We start from the raw sequence: 16418 nt of genomic DNA, 5'->3' as shown, positions 1-16418 counted from the left end.
GATAAATATGCGTTAGCTTTAACTCAAATGAACCAGTAAACATGTCTTGTTAAAGCATTTATAAGTTATAAAAGAATTTTAGAACAATGTGTCTAGCTATATATCTAAGTAATGAATTCCTAAAGCAAAAGCATATACTCACAACCATTTCATCATAAAAAACGTCCATTTTAGCCCTTGAAAATAACTAAATCCAATAAAAAAGAGATGAATTAATTTCATTACAACATGAAATTAATGCGTTTGCTTGATACCGAGTTTTATTTAATGATGAACGGGTTGAAGTTAAAACCACTTAAACCACTCGGGTGAATGAAAATGTCAATTTAAACTTATCTTTTGAGTTATCTCAACAGAGCCTAAACGCTCAGCGTTGAATTGACTCGCATCAATATAACACTTCACACTAAAAATAAATAAACTAACACTTTATAAAATATAAAAGAATGCGCACAGCCTCATGATCATTTTGTCATGAGGAGTTTTTCTGCATTTAAATGATGAAATTCGGAGTTCACCAAGCACACATTAAGCACTTATCTTCATGGGTGTACTAGAAATTCATTACTATCCCAGCACAACTAAAAACATAAAATAAATTTAAAACTTTAAGATATAAAGCCGAGTTAATCATTTAACTCGGCTTTAACGTAGATAATCGCTTTAAATTCTAAAAACGTCTAAATCCCTATTAATTTATGCACTTAAAACCTCAGCAAAAGCTTTAACTTTTTGTAAAGTCGCATCTACCCCCAAGTTTGCAAAACAATCCACTAGTGCTGTTCCTACAATCACTAAATCCGCTTTATTTTTTAGAGCTGCAACGTCTTGTTCTGTTTTAATTCCGAAACCCACCCCGACAGGAATATCAAAATATTGCTTTAATTGACTGATTTTTTCGTCCAAATTTTGCTGTTTGCGCTGCATTCCCGTGATCCCATTTTCAGAAACATGATACAAAAAACCTTGTGCATTTTCTGCGATTAAAGCCAAGCGTTGCTCAGGTGTGGATGGTGAAGTTAAACAAATAAAATGAATATGATTTTCTTCAATTTCATGTAAATATTCACGTTGATATTCATAAGGCAAATCTACAATTAAAAGCCCATCAATCAAACCCTTGGCATCTTTTAAGAACTGTTTAAAGCCATACTGCAATATGGGGTTAACATATCCCATTAAAACAATCGGGGTTTGATCATCTTTTTTACGGATCTCTTTGACCAACTCTAAGGTTTTCGTCAAAGTTTGTCCTTGTGCAATCGCCCGATGATGTGCTGCCTCGATCACCTCACCATCTGCCACAGGGTCTGAAAAAGGCATACCTAATTCAATAATATCTGCCCCTGCCTGACCAATTTGTGTAAACAATTCAACATTGCTTTGATAATCAGGATCGCCTGCGGTGAAATAACAGACCAAACCACTGCGCTGCTTTTGTTTTAATTCAGCTAAACGAACATCTAAACGATTCATTTGATCATTCCTCATTTTTATAATTTTTTACGGTATGCATGTCTTTATCACCACGACCACTCAGATTGACAATGATGACTTGTTCTGGATGCATTTTTTTTGCCAATTGACACGCAAAAGCAACCGCATGTGAACTTTCTAAAGCCGGAATAATGCCTTCTTTTTGTGTCAGTAATTTAAAGGCTTCAACTGCTTCTTGATCTGTAGCACTGACATACTCAACTCGTCCAGTTTCTTTTAACAGCGCATGCTCAGGTCCTACACCAGGATAGTCTAGACCTGCTGAAACGGAATGTGCCTCTTGAATTTGACCATCTTCATCTTGCAACAGATAAGTCAAGTTTCCATGTAATACCCCTGGTTTACCCCCTGATAATGATGCTGCATGAAAAGCAGTGTCTAAACCTTTACCTCCAGCTTCTACGCCATAACAGTGTACACTTTCATCTTTCAAAAATGCATGCATTAAACCTATGGCATTTGAACCACCACCTATACAAGCCACTAAAGCATCAGGAAGTTTTTGTTCCTTGAGTAAAATTTGCTCACGTGCTTCTTTACCAATAATTTTTTGAAACTCCCGTACCATCATCGGATAAGGATGTGGTCCTGCACCTGTTCCCAAGAGATAATACGTGCTCTCTACATTACTGATCCAATCATGCAATGCTTCATTCATCGCATCTTTGAGGGTTGCATTGCCCTTTTTCACACTATGTACTTCTGCCCCTAACAGGGTCATACGCTCAACATTCATTTGTTGACGTTGTACGTCTGTTTCTCCCATAAAAATGACACATTTCATGTTAAATAGTGCGCAAACTGTAGCCGTTGCTACCCCATGTTGCCCTGCCCCTGTTTCAGCAATAATGCGTGTTTTACCCATTTTTCGAGCAAGTAAAATTTGCCCAATACAATTATTAATCTTATGTGCGCCAGTGTGATTTAAATCCTCACGTTTTAAATAAATTTTAGCTCCACCACACAGTGCTGTTAGATTTTTTGCATAAAATAGTGGACTAGGGCGACCTACAAAATCATTTAATAGTTGCTGATATTCTCCCCAGAATTCAGGGTCATTTTTTATTTCATTAAAAGCCGCTTCTAATTCATTAATCGCCAACATCAGGCTTTCAGGTATGTATTTACCACCAAACTGTCCAAAACGCCCCAGTTGATCTGGTCCATCACCTGTATATAAATCTGCCATGTCTTTTATCCAATTTCTTCATTGCTTTTTATTTTATGGATTTTGCAGCATTTGAAAATTGATATAAACTCAGATCATTATGTGAAAAAAACTAACATCATGGCAAAATATCAACTTCCACCTCTTAATTCGCTACGCATGTTTGAAGTTGTTGCACGCAATAACAGTTTTAGTTTGGCAGCTGAAGAACTGTGTGTAACGCATAGTGCGGTGAGCCACCAAATTAAACAACTTGAAACATGGGTTGGGAAAAAATTACTTATTCGTCATGCGCATGGCGCAACACTTACTTTAGATGGACAAGCTTTATTTAGTAATTGTGTAAAATTATTTAGTGGACTTGATCAGTGTCTTGAGCAAATTCGCCAACAACCAACACAGCACAGCTTAACTTTAGCCGCACCAAGTAGTTTTATGGCACACTGGTTAATTCCAAAGTTAGAAAGTTTTGAAGCGCAATATCCTGAAATTTCTATTAAATTAATGACTAGCAATGATTTAAAATTATTAGAAAAACATCAGGTTGATATGGTGATTCTTAACCACACGCAGTTTGAAAAATTTCCAGATGCGATTCAAAATATTACACTTTTTCAGGATCAAATCGGTCCTGTTTGTACAGCTGAACGTGTACAACAATTACAACATAAATCTGATATTTTTCAGCAAACGCTATTACACACGCAGTCAAATCAGCATGCTTGGGAAATGTGGGCAACGCAAAGCAATTTGGACTTAACTCAAGCAAAACAGCAACGTCATTTTGATCATCTTAATTTGATGATTGAAGCGGCTGCCTCAGGTTTAGGGGTTGCGATTGCACCACAAAGTTTAGTTGAAAAAGAACTTTTAAATGGGCGTTTAGCTGCACCTTTTGATTTTATCGAATGTGGTTTATTGTTTTCTTTATGCTGTCAAAAAACACGATTAAAAGATGAAAATATTCAAATATTTAAACGATGGTTATTAACCCAAGTTGAGTAATAATTTAAAGTCACCAGTTTGATCTACTGAGTACAGCTCACACGAAAAATAAGTCAAAATATTACAAAGCATCAAGCAGTTTTAATTTTGATCTTATTTTTCATAGGATTTAAAAATTTACACACGACTTAGCAAACCACTACAATTAAAGACGTTGTATTCTTTGATCACAAAACTCGAATGTAATGCCACTACAAATTCAATTTTACCAATACGTTTCAATAATATTTCGCTATAATTTTCCATATCCTTCGCAACAACTTCCACTAAAAAGTCAGCCGACTGCCCTGTGACTAAAAAAGCATTGATCACTTCGGGAATATTTTCTAATTCTTCTAAAAATTTAGCAAATGTATCAGTATCATGTTTGCTTAATGATACTTGCAAAATCACATGCAATTTGAAGCCCAATTTCTCATAATTAATATCACGTTTTAAATTGGTCATGATGTCCGTTTCAATCAAATGCTTGATACGGCGATGTACAGAACTTACTGATAAATTGATACGTTCAGATAGCTCATTTAGATTAATATCTTCATGGGTTAAAATTTCTAAAATTTGCTTATCGTAACGATCAAGTTCCATTAAAAACTCCATTATTTGGTATAGGTGATATTAGTTCACCCTAAATTATAGCGTTTTATTTTGATAAAATATTTCTCAATTTACAACTATTGTGAAAATGTTTTTCACTACATTTCACTATACATAGAGAAATGCTCTGACTATTTGTATCTTTAAACAAACCATTAAACAAATATATTCACATAATTACTTTGAAATCAAATGACCAGCAATAATTAAAATATCAAAAATACGCAGTGCTTAAATCCCACGCCAGTCCACCCGCGCATTACGTTCTGTCAAATAAATCCGTTGTACATACTGCCCGATTGGCATACTTAATAATGCTTCCTGATAGCTTTTTACCTCATCCGATAAGCTGTCTTCAAACTCGATTTCCCAAGGTGTACCATTGATAAATAATAAAGGTGCAAGCATTGAACACACTGCAATATCTGCTAAACCTAAGCGCTCACCCACGAGATAACGACACTGATTTTCAACTAATTTGTCATTTAATTGTTGGATGATTTCATCCATTTTATATTTAGAGTCTGCAACTTTTTCAGCATCTAATTGATAGCTTTTGGACACCAAAGTTTTTAATATCGGCTTGGAAAATTTCTCAAATTGACGTAAATATCCTTTTTCACCAATCATAATCTCAAGTGGTTCATCACTGACTAAAAGTGCTTGAGCCAACCCCCAACGGCGTACGTGCTGCCCTAATTCATTTGAAATAACATTAATGTCTAAGGCTTGTTGACGTAAATTTGCATCTGAGCGTAACAATGTGTGTTCTGGATAAATGTCATCTAAATACAGTGCGATTTGGGTTGAGTCAGCTATCCAACGATCAGCATCTTTTAAAATTGGAAGCTTATTTTGCCCTGTTTTCAGTTGAGCAAATGCCCGATGTACTCCAGGTATAATATTCTGCGCTACAAAATCTAATTCTTTATGATCAAGTAACCAACGTGCTTTTTCACAGTAATGCGATAAAGGAAATTGGTAAAGAATGCGCATAAAATCTCCAAATTATTTTTTTAATCAAATCTTTAGGATAATTCCTAGTAATTACATTTACTTTAGCGACTCCATTGTTAAATTACAATGTACTTTTTGTTCAAAGAATCAGTCAAATATTCAAATATCAGCACTAAAATTTATATCTCTTTATTCCTATGATGCATAAGGTATTTTTTGTAAATAATATTGCAATAAATTTCTGCGTTTTAATTTATTCTACGTATTGTTGGTAATTAAATAATAGGCAATATAATAATCTTTAGCGCCGATTGGATAATGCTCAAAAAGCCACTGCAAACGTGAAGAACGCTCTACTTTCCAAAACTCTACTTTTATTTGCTTAATTTGTTCTTGTATTCTTGAATATTGAAAGTAGCCATTTTTTATATATACAAGTATTTTGGATTTTTTGAATTATTTAAATCTTAAAGCTTATACCTGACTTTGTCATTGCTTTCATGTAAAATCATCTGCAATTTTTAGATAACACTTTGTGAGTTATTTCATGGGTTTTAATTGCGGTATTGTCGGCTTGCCGAACGTTGGTAAATCTACACTTTTCAATGCATTGACTAAAGCTGCTATTGCTGCGGAAAACTTTCCATTTTGTACCATCGAACCCAATACAGGTATCGTGCCAGTACCTGATCCACGTTTAGACAAATTAACAGCCATCGTAAAACCCCAACGCGTCATTCCAACCACGATGGAATTTGTGGATATTGCAGGTTTAGTTGCTGGCGCATCTAAAGGTGAAGGTTTAGGTAACCAATTCCTTGCAAACATCCGTGAAACTGATGCGATTGCACATGTCGTTCGTTGCTTTGAAGATGAAAATGTCATCCATGTAAATGGTAAAATTGATCCATTAGATGACATTGCAACCATTAACACTGAACTTGCACTTGCTGACTTAGAAACCGTCACCAAAGCAGTGACTCGTTTAGCAAAATCTGCAAAAGGTGGCGACAAAGAAGCTGTTGCAACCAAAGCGGTATTAGACAAAATCTTACCTTTGCTTGATGAAGGTAAACCTGCACGTGCAGCAGACTTGGATGATGATGAACGTAAACTTGTTCGTGGTTTTGGTTTAATGACATTAAAACCAACTATGTACATCGCGAACGTTGCAGAAGATGGTTTTGAAAATAATCCACATTTAGAAGCTGTGAAAAAGTTAGCTGCTGAAGAAAATGCCATCGTTGTTCCGCTTTGTAACCAAATCGAAGCTGAAATTTCACTTCTTGAAGATGAAGATCGTGCTGAGTTCTTAGAAGCTTTAGGGGTGGAAGAACCTGGTTTAAACGTGGTTATTCGTGCAGGTTATGCATTACTTGGTCTGCAAACTTACTTCACCGCAGGCGTTCAAGAAGTTCGTGCTTGGACTGTTAAAGTTGGCGCAACAGCACCACAGGCTGCAGGCGTGATTCACACAGACTTTGAGAAAGGTTTTATCCGTGCTGAATGTGTTGCTTATGATGACTTCATTCAATATAACGGTGAAAATGGTGCAAAAGAAGCCGGGAAATGGCGCTTAGAAGGTAAAACGTATGTAGTACAAGATGGTGATGTTCTACATTTCCGTTTTAATGTCTAAATTCTTCTAACTACTCTATATCTTCCATTTTAAAGCATCCATTTGGGTGCTTTAATTTTTTATCACGCTTTAATTTACTTACTGCATTTCCCTGATTTAAAGCCTTAGAGTCGTTTCTCTTTTTGTTATGTATTTTCTTTAAGCCAGAAAAAAACCTCAGCCTAAACTGAGGTTTTACTCTTATCAAATCCAATTACTTAATTTTTGCATTGGCTTTTAAGTATTGCGTATAGTCATCCAATAATTGTTGACCACGCATTCTTTGGTAAAGTTGAGTTAACTCTTGTGCTTGTGCTGGATCTAAGCTATCAACAGGTGCTTTTTTCACTTCAGCAACACCAACAACGACCATTTCATCAGGTAAAGAAGCTGTAGTGACCGACCACATCCCTGCTTTAGGTGCTGGAACACTGAAGGCAGCACGTTCAATTTCACGTTTTAAGCCTTGAGAACGTGTAAACATTCCTGCTGATTCAAAAGTAAATGGATACTTCGCTAACACTTGTTGTGCAGGCAGTTTCTTAAAGTCCTCCAACATCGCTGCAATTTTCGCTTTTGCCGCAGTTACTGCTTTGTCTTGAATCAATTGAGCTTTAACACGTGCAGTTGCTTGGGCTAGAGGCTGAACCCCTGCTGCATGGTAATCACGCACTTTTACCCAAACGGTATTGCCATCTTTTAACTGAATGCTGCTCGACACATTACGATCACCATTTTTTACATCATCGCTAAATATTTTTGCTTTGACACTTGGATCAGCCAATACAGGATTGGTTGTTGCCACTGTAATACCTTTAACAGATTCGATTTTTGCAGTTTTCACTTCACTTGAAATAATATCTAAAGCATCATTACTGACAACTTGTTCGTTCAAGCTATTTACAGTATCTGCAAATAAATTCGCTGATTTAGACTTCAGTACTTCTTCTGTCAATTCTGCTTTTTTCGCTTCAAATGTTGGAATCTCTCCAACATCACGCTGTACTTCGATCAGATGATAACCATATTGCGTTTTTACAGGGCGAGTAATTTCAGCATTTTTTGCTGATTTCACAGCATTGTCAAAACTACTGTCAAATACCCCTTCAGTATATTCAATCACGCCACCTTTAGCTTTGGATGAATCATCCTCAGAATACTGTGCAGCAGCTTGCGTAAATGTCATGCCTGCTTTAATTTTTGCATAAACATCATTGGCTAGTTTTTCTGCTTCTTGCGCATTACGGTTATCTGTTGTGATCAAGATATGTTTAACTTCACGTTTTGCATTCTGCTTTTGTTGATCCACAAATGCTGCATAAGCCTCTTCCAGCTCAACTGCCGAAACTTGTTGACTTGCTTGTGGCAGCATTGCAGGTGTTAACACCACATAATCGACATCAACAGATGCAACCTGCTTAAATTTATTTTGATGTTTATTATAATAATCGGCTATTTCTTGATTACTGACTTTGACATTTTGTTTGTATTCATCAAGTTTTACACTTGCTAAATAAAGATTACGTTGCTCAGTTTGCAAGTTAGCAATCAATTCTAAGTCGACTTTACTCACCAAGGCGTTATTGGTAAATGTTCCCATCAACATTTGTAATGCGTGGTCTTGACGAAGATTTGCAATCAAAGCTGAACTAGTTATCCCGACTGAACGCAGATAATTTTCATAGAGTGGTTGAGAAAATTTACCATTTTCCTGAAAACTCGGTTGTTGCGCCAACATTTGTTCAATTTGCCCATCACTTAAAGAAATACCTAGTTTTTCAGCTTGCTGAACCAACAAGGCACGTGCAATGAGACTATCCAAAGCTGCATTTTTAATAAAATCATTATTCAATAACGATTCATCACCATTAACCATTTTTAAATATTGGTCTTTCAGACCTTTGGTTTGTGCATCTAAATCTTTATTGGAAATGTCTTGACCATTTACAGTCTTCGCTACGTCTGCTTTATTTCCCCCACTGAAATAACCTTCAATACCAACCAATGCCAATGGAGTTAAAAATAAAACCAGTAGGACTTTTCCGAGCCAGCCTCTTATGAGTTTACGAAACGATTCCATAAATCTTCCAATATTTTATTTGCTAGGGAGTTTAACTGATATTCGTATACGAATGAATGCGCTAAGTCGATTTAATTGCTTGAATACATAAAAAACGCGCCCTAAAGGCGCGTTTAGAACTTTTTAAGATTATGCAACTGAATCTTTAAGTCCTTTACCTGCTTTAAAACTAGGTACTTTACTTGCTTTAATTTGAAGTTCTTCACCAGTCTTAGGATTACGACCTGTACGTGCTGCACGTTCTTTCACACTGAAAGTACCAAAACCAACTAAAGTTACAGTGTCTCCGCCTTTTAACGCCTCACCAATTGAAGCAATAGTCGCATCTAATGCTTTACCAGCATCAGTCTTAGACAATCCCCCTTTTTCTGCAATCGCGTCAATTAATTCTGATTTATTCATGAAGATTACATCCTCTTATATCGTTTGTTTAAGATTCAAGGTTGTGGTTTGAAAGGCCATGCTGACTTTATAGCAATGCTTTGGGGGGAAACGCAAGACTACACCATCGCTTTTCTTAAAAATAAGCACTAAAAAATGCAAAATTAACTCATTCAAGTGAGGAGTTGGCTATTTTTTGGAGTCGTTCTGATAGATTTTTATTCTCTTCGACCAAACCATCCACCTTTTGGTGTAACTGTAAAATTAAAGCCTCCAAATGCTGTATGTCTTTGACTGTGACCAAACCAATCCGATTCAATGAATGATTAACATGCGCATCTAATGTCTTTTCAAACTTTTCCTTAGTTTCAGCTACTGTTTCTTTAGTCTTCTCCACCACTTTATGAGTTTGCTGTTCAACCTCAGTTTCATCGACCTCTACACTTTTAGACTCAAGCTCTTCACCTACTTTTACTAAAGCGTCGAATAACTTATTCCCTTCTTCTTCTGCACGAGAAAAAGCACCTAAACCTGCCAACCAAATTTGTTTAGTATATTTTCTAAAATCAAGAGAAGACTTGCGTGAAGATTTAATTCTTGTATGTTTTTTTTCTTTTTTTGCTTGCACGCTTAGATCATCCTTTGAAATTTGGTTCTCTACATCCATTCCATTTCTCTCCTGTATATTTTCTATACAATATAATCATTAAAATGCGAAATATCGTTATAATAACAAATAAATCACTTGAACCTTTTGTAAAACTGTTCTACAAAGCAAAGTATTATTTTATTTAAATGTGAGCTAGTTCTCCATCATAAATATTACACGGGATTGGATATTCTGTTTAGATTATAGGAATTTTTTATGAGCGAATCGCAACAAAAACAGGGTCAAAGTCGTTTGTTGCTTAATACTTTAATGATTATTTTGGAAACATTTTACTCATTTGTATTAAAACACGACCGTGTTGTTCGCTTGCAAGCCAAACATTTTGTTGCAAAGCAAATTACCATCAAAATAAATAGTTATATTCCTTATGTGGATTTTTATATTCAATTCACAGACAAAGGCATTCTATTTGACTTAAAAGAACCCGAAAAAGCTATAGATTTGGCTGTGAGCAGTACAGTCTTAGATTTGATCCAAATCTTTGTCTTTGCAAATCGGCGTAGTATGAAAAAAATGCGTATTGAGGGTGAAGACGTACTTAAAGAACAATTTCGAGATCTCATTTTATCATTTACTATCCCTAAATTACTTTCGGACTGGAAACAATGGCTTACAAATCCAAAAAATGATGAATCAGGTTTAGGTTCACGCAAAAGAATTGCGCCACTTCTAGATAAAATCGATCAACAACGTTCTAAAATCAATAACTTACAAGTTGAGGTAAAACAATATCAAAATCGTATCCGTCGTATGGAGCAAAAACAAAAAACCACCAATATTCTTTTATCCGTGATTTTTGTTCTATTTATTACGTTAATTGTGTATAATTTATGGCAAATATTTTCCTGATAAATAATAGGAAATTTACAAAACAAGAAATGAATAGAAAAATACCTTACCAATTTAGTCTGAATTATTCCTAAAAATACTTGACTATTTTAGTCAGGATTCATAGAATCATCCTATCTAGTCTAATAACATGTGTATCGAATCATGCGCCTAACTACTCGCGGTCGCTACGCAGTGACTGCTCTACTTGATCTAGCTTTGCAGCCAACTGAACAAACGATCACGCTTGCAGAAATTGCAGCTCGTCAAACGATCTCTGTCGCTTATCTTGAGCAACTGTTTGCTAAACTTAAACGTCATGGTCTTGTTTCTAGTGTTCGTGGTGCTAACGGTGGGTATTACCTAGCGCGCAATGCCGCAGAAATTACAGTATTAGAAATTATTGAAGCCGTAAATGAAACCGTTGATGCAACACGTTGTGACCATAAAGGTAACTGTCAAAACGGTGCAATGTGTTTAACACATGATTTATGGCAAGAACTCTCCCATCATATTGCCGATTATTTAGCTAAAATTACGCTTGCTGATCTTGTTGCACGTGACAATGTCCAAACAGTTGCACTACGCCAAAATACTCCAAGTTTAGATTCAGCCCTTCTATCGGCTACAGGTATTTGACATGAAACGTCCTATTTATCTTGACTATGCAGCAACTACTCCTGTCGACCCTCAAGTTGCAGAGCGTATGATGGAATGCTTAACCTTTGATGGTATCTTTGGGAATGCAGCATCACGTTCACACGCTTACGGATGGCAAGCAGAAGAAAAAGTTGAATATGCACGTGAACAAGTCGCTAACCTCATCAAAGCAGACCCACGTGAAATCGTGTGGACATCAGGTGCAACTGAGTCTGATAACCTTGCACTCAAAGGTATTGCTCAATTTTATGCATCTAAAGGTAAACACATTATTACCTCTAAAATTGAACATAAAGCAATTTTAGATACTTGCCGTGAGCTTGAAGAAGAAGGCTTTGAGATTACTTATCTTGAGCCTGAAGAGCGTACAGGCTTAATTACACCTGAAATGGTACAAGCTGCGCTTCGTCCAGATACTATTCTTGTGTCACTCATGATGGTGAACAACGAAATTGGTACAGTTACTGATGTTGCTGCTATTGGTGAGTTGACACGTGCCAATAAAACCTATTTTCATGTTGATGCTGCACAAGCTGCTGGTAAAGTGGAAATCGACCTAAGTACCATGAAAGTTGATTTGATGAGTTTCTCAGGTCACAAAGTTTATGGTCCTAAAGGAATTGGTGCACTTTATGTACGTCGTCAACCACGTGTGCGTATTAAAGCGCAAATGCACGGTGGTGGTCACGAACGTGGTATGCGTTCAGGTACTTTGGCAACGCATCAAATCGTTGGGATGGGTGAAGCATTTGAACTTGCAGGTAAAAACTTACATGCGGAACAAGCACGCTTACGCATCTTGCGTGACAAACTTTGGAATGGCTTACAAGACCTTGAACAAGTGTTCTTAAATGGTCATCCAGAGCATAATGTTGCCAACTACTTAAACGTTAGCTTCAATTTCGTTGAAGGTGAATCGTTAATGATGGCATTGAAAGATGCCGCTGTATCATCGGGTTCAGCATGCACATCTGCAACATTAGAACCTTCTTATGTATTACGTGCTTTAGGTCTATCAGATGAGCTTGCACACAGTTCTATCCGTTTCAGTTTTGGTCACTATACCACTGAAGAAGATATTGATCATGTGATTCAAATCACCAAAGCTGCGGTTGAAAAGTTACGTGCCCTTTCACCACTTTGGGACATGTATAAAGAAGGTATTGACCTAAATTCAGTTGAATGGGCTGAACATTAATTACAGATATTATTGAGCGCATTTTTTTGAGTAGATCATGTTGATAATCAAAAAGATGCCTCAATATTATATATTATCAACGCTGACCCCGAGGTTTGGAGAAGCATCATGGCTTATAGTGAAAAAGTAATTGATCATTACGAAAACCCTCGTAATGTTGGTGTGTTAGATAAAAATGCTGAAAACGTAGGTACAGGTATGGTCGGTGCACCTGCTTGTGGTGACGTCATGCGTCTACAAATCCAAGTAGATGACAACGGTGTCATTGAAGAAGCACGTTTTAAAACTTATGGCTGTGGTTCAGCAATTGCATCTAGCTCACTGGTCACCGAATGGTTAAAAGGTAAAACTTTAGACGAAGCTCAAGCGATCAAAAATATTGATATTGCCAATGAGCTCGCACTTCCGCCAGTAAAAGTACACTGTTCTGTACTTGCAGAAGATGCGATCAAAGCGGCTGTTGAAGATTATCGCAGCAAAAAATCTAAAGCTTAATTTCTGTTTTTAACCATTTACAGAAAAATGAATTAACGGAGTTTTCATGATCCATCTAACTGAAAATGCTGCAACTCATATCAGCAATTATTTAAAAAATCGCGGTAAGGGTGAAGGTATTCGTCTAGGCGTGAAAACTTCAGGCTGTTCTGGTTTGGCTTATGTGCTTGAGTTTGTCGATGACATTGATACCCATGATCAAATCTTTGAACAGTTTGGTGTAAAGGTTTTTGTAGACCCGAAAAGTTTGGTGTATCTGGATGGCATGGAAATGGACTATGTAAAAAATGGTCTGAATGAAGGCTTTGAATTCAATAACCCAAATAAAAAAGGCGAATGCGGTTGTGGTGAATCTTTTACCGTTTAAGCCGACATTCACCTTTAATATGCATTAAAACAGTGTCCTACACTGTTTTAATCACATTTAATTCTGCTACTTTATACAAAACCTAATCGTGGATGAACTTTCCCCATGAGTCATTTTGAGCTGTTCGATCTCCCAGAAGCACTCGATATTGATTTAGCAACATTAAAATCAAATTTTTTAAACTTGCAGCAACAATATCATCCTGATAAAGCCGAAGACAAAGACCAAGCTCTGATTAAATCAAGTGAGATTAACCAAGCTTATAAAGTCTTATCCAATGTCGACAGTCGTGCTGCTTATCTTCTCTCCTTGCAAAAGCAAGATCATCACTTAGATCAATCCATTAATGATTTTGAATTTTTACAATCTGCTTTAGAAATTCGTGAACAATTGGATGAATCTCACAATATTGAACAATTACATTCACTCAAAAATGAAGTCCAACAATGGATTGATGGCTTGGTGCGTGAGTTCAAAATTGATTATGCTGATGAAGATTGGGCAGATGCACGTGATACTGTACGCAAATTGCGTTTTTTCCAAAAAGTCATGAATGACATTGACAAAGCTGAGGATCGGCTTTTAGATGACGAAGATTTTGACTTAGATGATGATTTTTAATTTATTTATTTTTTTATTAAGGATGTAACACAATGGCACTCTTGCAAATTGCAGAACCAGGACAATCAAGTGCGCCACACGAACACCGTATCGCCATTGGTATCGACTTAGGAACCACACACTCTTTAGTTGCTACGGTGCTTTCAGGCAAAGCTAAAGTTCTCAATGATGAACAAGGTCGCGTGTTACTTCCTTCTATTGTTCATTATTCAAAAAATGCTTCTGACTATGGCGATACTGCCAAACCATTTGTGACCACTGATCCTAAAAATACCATTGTTTCAGTGAAACGCTTTATGGGGCGTTCGAAAGCAGATATTAAATTTCAACATCCTTATACCCTTGTCGGTGAAGACAATCAAATGCCTGCGTTTGAAACGGCTCAAGGACGTAAAACACCTGTCGAAATCTCTGCTGAAATTTTACAACAACTGAAAGATCGCGCTGAATCAAGTTTAAAAAATCCTGTCAATGGTGCTGTGATTACCGTTCCTGCTTATTTCGATGAAGCTCAGCGTCAAGCAACTCGTGATGCAGCACAACTTGCTGGTTTAAACGTGCTTCGTTTACTCAATGAACCAACTGCTGCTGCGGTGGCTTATGGTCTAGACCAAGAGACTAATCTTGCAACCGATCGTAACTATGTAATTTATGACTTGGGGGGCGGTACTTTTGACGTTTCGATTTTACGTTTCGCTCAAGGTGTATTTGAAGTTTTAGCCACAGGTGGTCATACCGCACTCGGTGGGGATGACTTAGATCGTTTAATAGTGAAATGGGCAAAAAAACAACTGAATATCGAAACCCTTGATGATGCTGAATATGCTCATTTTGTAGTTACCGCTCGTAAAGCTAAAGAAGCTTTAACTGAGCATAGCTCTGTTGAACTGAAACTATTAGATCAAGTCTTAACTTTAGACCGTGAAAATTTTGAACAAATTATCAAAGTCGCTTTAGATAAAACCATCAGTGTATGTAAACGTGTACTACGTGATGCCAAACTTGAACTGGCTGACATTCAAAATGTAGTTTTAGTCGGTGGCTCTACCCGTTCATATGCTGTTCAAAAAGCAGTGGCTGACGTATTTAACCAAGAGCCGTTGTGTACGATTAATCCTGATGAAGTAGTTGCTATTGGTGCTGCGATTACCGCCAATCAACTTATCGGCAATAGCCAAGATGGCTCATTGCTTTTAGATGTAACACCACTTTCTCTTGGTTTAGAAACCATGGGCGGTTTGGTTGAACGTTTAATCTCACGTAATACTGCGATTCCTGTAGCACGCCGTCAAGAATTCACCACTTATCAAGATGGGCAAACTGCGATGTTGATCCATGTGGTACAAGGTGAGCGTGATTTGGTTGAACATTGTCGTAGCCTTGGACGTTTTGTTCTGCGTGGTATTCCACCGATGACTGCTGGTCAAGCACGTATTGAAGTGACTTTTCAGGTCGATGCAGATGGTCTACTCACTGTGTCTGCCAAAGAAACAACTTCAGGTGTACATGCTGAAATCGACATCAAACCATCTTATGGCTTATCCGATACAGATACTGAACGTTTGTTGTTAGATGGCTATAAATTTGCCGAAGAAGATAAACATTTACGTCATTTGCATGAAACTAAAGTTGAAGCACAACGTGAATTGGAAGCTTTAGAGCAAGCCCTTAAAGTGGATGCGCAGTTACTCACGACTGAACAGTTAAATGCACTAAATCAAGCCAAAGTTCATTTAAGCACCCAACTGACTACAAATGATATTCAAGCCATTGAAGATGCTGTGGAAAAATTAAAAACGTACAGTGATGCTTTTGCTGCTGAACGCATGAATCAACATATTGATCAAGCGCTCAAAGGCACAAAACTTGATGATTGGTCAAACTCAAACTAATTTATAGGTAAAGACTATGCCACGTATTAAAGTACTACCTCATGCAACAATTTGCCCAAATGGTGCTGAGTTTGAAGTTGAAGCGAATAGCAACCTTTGCCAAAGTCTTTTGGACAATGGCATCAAAATTGAGCATGCATGTGATATGTCAAAAGCGTGTACAACTTGTCATGTTGTTGTACGCAAAGGTTTTGATGAGCTTGAAGAAATGGATGATATTGAAGCGGATCTACTGGATCGTGCTTGGGGCTTAGAACCTGATTCTCGCTTATCTTGCCAAGTTAAAATCACCGATGAAGACATGGAAATTGAAATTCCGAAATACACCATTAACCATGCGTCTGAAAATCACTAATTTTTAAAAACTCCCCATAAAAAGCGGTC

Annotated in this window: 17 protein-coding genes; 10 read left to right on the top strand and 7 right to left on the bottom strand. The window is 37.0% G+C overall.

What is annotated here, in order from left to right:
- Window positions 1-696: 696 nt before the first annotated feature.
- Entirely contained in the window at window positions 697-1476 is a 780-nt protein-coding gene (gene trpA, locus DJ533_RS09725; protein ID WP_065993941.1) for a tryptophan synthase subunit alpha, read from the bottom strand.
- Between the two features lie 4 nt (window positions 1477-1480).
- On the bottom strand, window positions 1481-2686 hold the full coding sequence (gene trpB, locus DJ533_RS09720; protein ID WP_065993942.1) for a tryptophan synthase subunit beta: 1206 nt from the start codon (window positions 2684-2686) through the stop codon (window positions 1481-1483).
- An 81-nt stretch (window positions 2687-2767) separates the two neighbouring features.
- Here trpB and DJ533_RS09715 point away from each other — a divergent pair, with 81 nt between their 5' ends.
- Complete coding sequence (locus DJ533_RS09715) at window positions 2768-3670, top strand: LysR substrate-binding domain-containing protein (protein WP_171488553.1); 903 nt, start codon at window positions 2768-2770, stop codon at window positions 3668-3670.
- Between the two features lie 117 nt (window positions 3671-3787).
- Here the strand turns inward: DJ533_RS09715 and DJ533_RS09710 are convergent, their stop codons facing one another.
- Together DJ533_RS09710 and DJ533_RS09705 are read right to left on the bottom strand one after the other, a co-directional pair.
- Window positions 3788-4258 carry an Lrp/AsnC family transcriptional regulator gene (locus tag DJ533_RS09710; protein WP_065993943.1) on the bottom strand — a complete coding sequence of 157 codons (471 nt, stop codon included), beginning with the start codon at window positions 4256-4258 and terminating at the stop codon, window positions 3788-3790.
- Between the two features lie 240 nt (window positions 4259-4498).
- Window positions 4499-5263, bottom strand: coding sequence for a glutathione S-transferase family protein (locus DJ533_RS09705; protein WP_065993944.1), 765 nt, complete (start codon window positions 5261-5263; stop codon window positions 4499-4501).
- A gap of 508 nt (window positions 5264-5771) precedes the next feature.
- Here DJ533_RS09705 and ychF point away from each other — a divergent pair.
- Entirely contained in the window at window positions 5772-6863 is a 1092-nt protein-coding gene (gene ychF, locus DJ533_RS09700) for a redox-regulated ATPase YchF (protein WP_065993945.1), read from the top strand.
- Window positions 6864-7056: 193 nt separating this feature from the next.
- Here ychF and DJ533_RS09695 read toward each other — a convergent pair whose 3' ends face one another.
- The 3 genes from DJ533_RS09695 to DJ533_RS09685 all read right to left on the bottom strand — a co-directional run bounded on the left by DJ533_RS09695 (window position 7057) and on the right by DJ533_RS09685 (window position 9970).
- The gene (locus DJ533_RS09695) at window positions 7057-8922 is read right to left on the bottom strand and encodes a SurA N-terminal domain-containing protein (RefSeq protein WP_065993947.1); all 1866 of its coding nucleotides are present in this window, start codon (window positions 8920-8922) and stop codon (window positions 7057-7059) included.
- A gap of 129 nt (window positions 8923-9051) precedes the next feature.
- Window positions 9052-9324 (bottom strand): HU family DNA-binding protein, encoded by a 273-nt coding sequence (locus tag DJ533_RS09690; protein ID WP_065993948.1) that lies wholly within the window; start codon window positions 9322-9324, stop codon window positions 9052-9054.
- 148 nt (window positions 9325-9472) lie between these two features.
- Complete coding sequence (locus DJ533_RS09685) at window positions 9473-9970, bottom strand: phasin family protein (protein WP_065993949.1); 498 nt, start codon at window positions 9968-9970, stop codon at window positions 9473-9475.
- Between the two features lie 198 nt (window positions 9971-10168).
- On the opposite strand from DJ533_RS09685, the gene DJ533_RS09680 reads away from it, so the two are divergent.
- The 8 genes from DJ533_RS09680 (at window position 10169) to fdx (ending at window position 16389) form a co-directional block, all read left to right on the top strand.
- Window positions 10169-10822: a hypothetical protein gene (locus DJ533_RS09680; RefSeq protein ID WP_065993950.1), complete on the top strand. Its 654-nt coding sequence runs from the start codon at window positions 10169-10171 to the stop codon at window positions 10820-10822.
- Window positions 10823-10966: 144 nt separating this feature from the next.
- Complete coding sequence (locus tag DJ533_RS09675) at window positions 10967-11440, top strand: Rrf2 family transcriptional regulator (protein WP_065993951.1); 474 nt, start codon at window positions 10967-10969, stop codon at window positions 11438-11440.
- Between the two features lies 1 nt (window position 11441).
- Window positions 11442-12659 (top strand): IscS subfamily cysteine desulfurase, encoded by a 1218-nt coding sequence (locus DJ533_RS09670; RefSeq protein WP_065993952.1) that lies wholly within the window; start codon window positions 11442-11444, stop codon window positions 12657-12659.
- A 108-nt stretch (window positions 12660-12767) separates the two neighbouring features.
- A complete protein-coding gene (gene iscU / locus DJ533_RS09665) occupies window positions 12768-13154 on the top strand; it encodes a Fe-S cluster assembly scaffold IscU (RefSeq protein WP_065993953.1) in 387 nt (128 codons plus the stop codon).
- Between the two features lie 46 nt (window positions 13155-13200).
- Entirely contained in the window at window positions 13201-13521 is a 321-nt protein-coding gene (gene iscA / locus DJ533_RS09660; protein WP_065993954.1) for an iron-sulfur cluster assembly protein IscA, read from the top strand.
- A gap of 105 nt (window positions 13522-13626) precedes the next feature.
- Entirely contained in the window at window positions 13627-14142 is a 516-nt protein-coding gene (gene hscB, locus DJ533_RS09655) for a Fe-S protein assembly co-chaperone HscB (protein WP_065993955.1), read from the top strand.
- Between the two features lie 32 nt (window positions 14143-14174).
- Window positions 14175-16034, top strand: a complete 1860-nt coding sequence (hscA, locus tag DJ533_RS09650) for a Fe-S protein assembly chaperone HscA (protein WP_065993956.1) — start codon at window positions 14175-14177, stop codon at window positions 16032-16034.
- A gap of 16 nt (window positions 16035-16050) precedes the next feature.
- On the top strand, window positions 16051-16389 hold the full coding sequence (fdx, locus tag DJ533_RS09645; protein ID WP_065993957.1) for an ISC system 2Fe-2S type ferredoxin: 339 nt from the start codon (window positions 16051-16053) through the stop codon (window positions 16387-16389).
- The last annotated feature ends 29 nt before the right edge of the window (window positions 16390-16418 follow it).

It is taken from the genome of Acinetobacter defluvii (genome assembly GCF_001704615.3).
Taxonomy (GTDB): domain Bacteria; phylum Pseudomonadota; class Gammaproteobacteria; order Pseudomonadales; family Moraxellaceae; genus Acinetobacter; species Acinetobacter defluvii.
This window is presented reverse-complemented; position numbering and strand designations above follow the sequence as displayed.

Excerpts from the sequence above, each read along its gene's own strand:
- trpA (WP_065993941.1), bottom strand. The coding sequence starts at position 1,476 with ATGAATCGTTTAGATGTTCGTTTAGCTGAATTAAAACAAAAGCAGCGC.
- DJ533_RS09675 (WP_065993951.1), top strand. The coding sequence starts at position 10,967 with ATGCGCCTAACTACTCGCGGTCGCTACGCAGTGACTGCTCTACTTGAT.
- DJ533_RS09685 (WP_065993949.1), bottom strand. The coding sequence starts at position 9,970 with ATGGATGTAGAGAACCAAATTTCAAAGGATGATCTAAGCGTGCAAGCA.
- DJ533_RS09670 (WP_065993952.1), top strand. The coding sequence starts at position 11,442 with ATGAAACGTCCTATTTATCTTGACTATGCAGCAACTACTCCTGTCGAC.
- trpB (WP_065993942.1), bottom strand. The coding sequence starts at position 2,686 with ATGGCAGATTTATATACAGGTGATGGACCAGATCAACTGGGGCGTTTT.
- DJ533_RS09695 (WP_065993947.1), bottom strand. The coding sequence starts at position 8,922 with ATGGAATCGTTTCGTAAACTCATAAGAGGCTGGCTCGGAAAAGTCCTA.
- iscU (WP_065993953.1), top strand. The coding sequence starts at position 12,768 with ATGGCTTATAGTGAAAAAGTAATTGATCATTACGAAAACCCTCGTAAT.
- DJ533_RS09705 (WP_065993944.1), bottom strand. The coding sequence starts at position 5,263 with ATGCGCATTCTTTACCAATTTCCTTTATCGCATTACTGTGAAAAAGCA.
- fdx (WP_065993957.1), top strand. The coding sequence starts at position 16,051 with ATGCCACGTATTAAAGTACTACCTCATGCAACAATTTGCCCAAATGGT.
- ychF (WP_065993945.1), top strand. The coding sequence starts at position 5,772 with ATGGGTTTTAATTGCGGTATTGTCGGCTTGCCGAACGTTGGTAAATCT.
- DJ533_RS09680 (WP_065993950.1), top strand. The coding sequence starts at position 10,169 with ATGAGCGAATCGCAACAAAAACAGGGTCAAAGTCGTTTGTTGCTTAAT.
- hscB (WP_065993955.1), top strand. The coding sequence starts at position 13,627 with ATGAGTCATTTTGAGCTGTTCGATCTCCCAGAAGCACTCGATATTGAT.
- iscA (WP_065993954.1), top strand. The coding sequence starts at position 13,201 with ATGATCCATCTAACTGAAAATGCTGCAACTCATATCAGCAATTATTTA.
- hscA (WP_065993956.1), top strand. The coding sequence starts at position 14,175 with ATGGCACTCTTGCAAATTGCAGAACCAGGACAATCAAGTGCGCCACAC.
- DJ533_RS09690 (WP_065993948.1), bottom strand. The coding sequence starts at position 9,324 with ATGAATAAATCAGAATTAATTGACGCGATTGCAGAAAAAGGGGGATTG.
- DJ533_RS09710 (WP_065993943.1), bottom strand. The coding sequence starts at position 4,258 with ATGGAACTTGATCGTTACGATAAGCAAATTTTAGAAATTTTAACCCAT.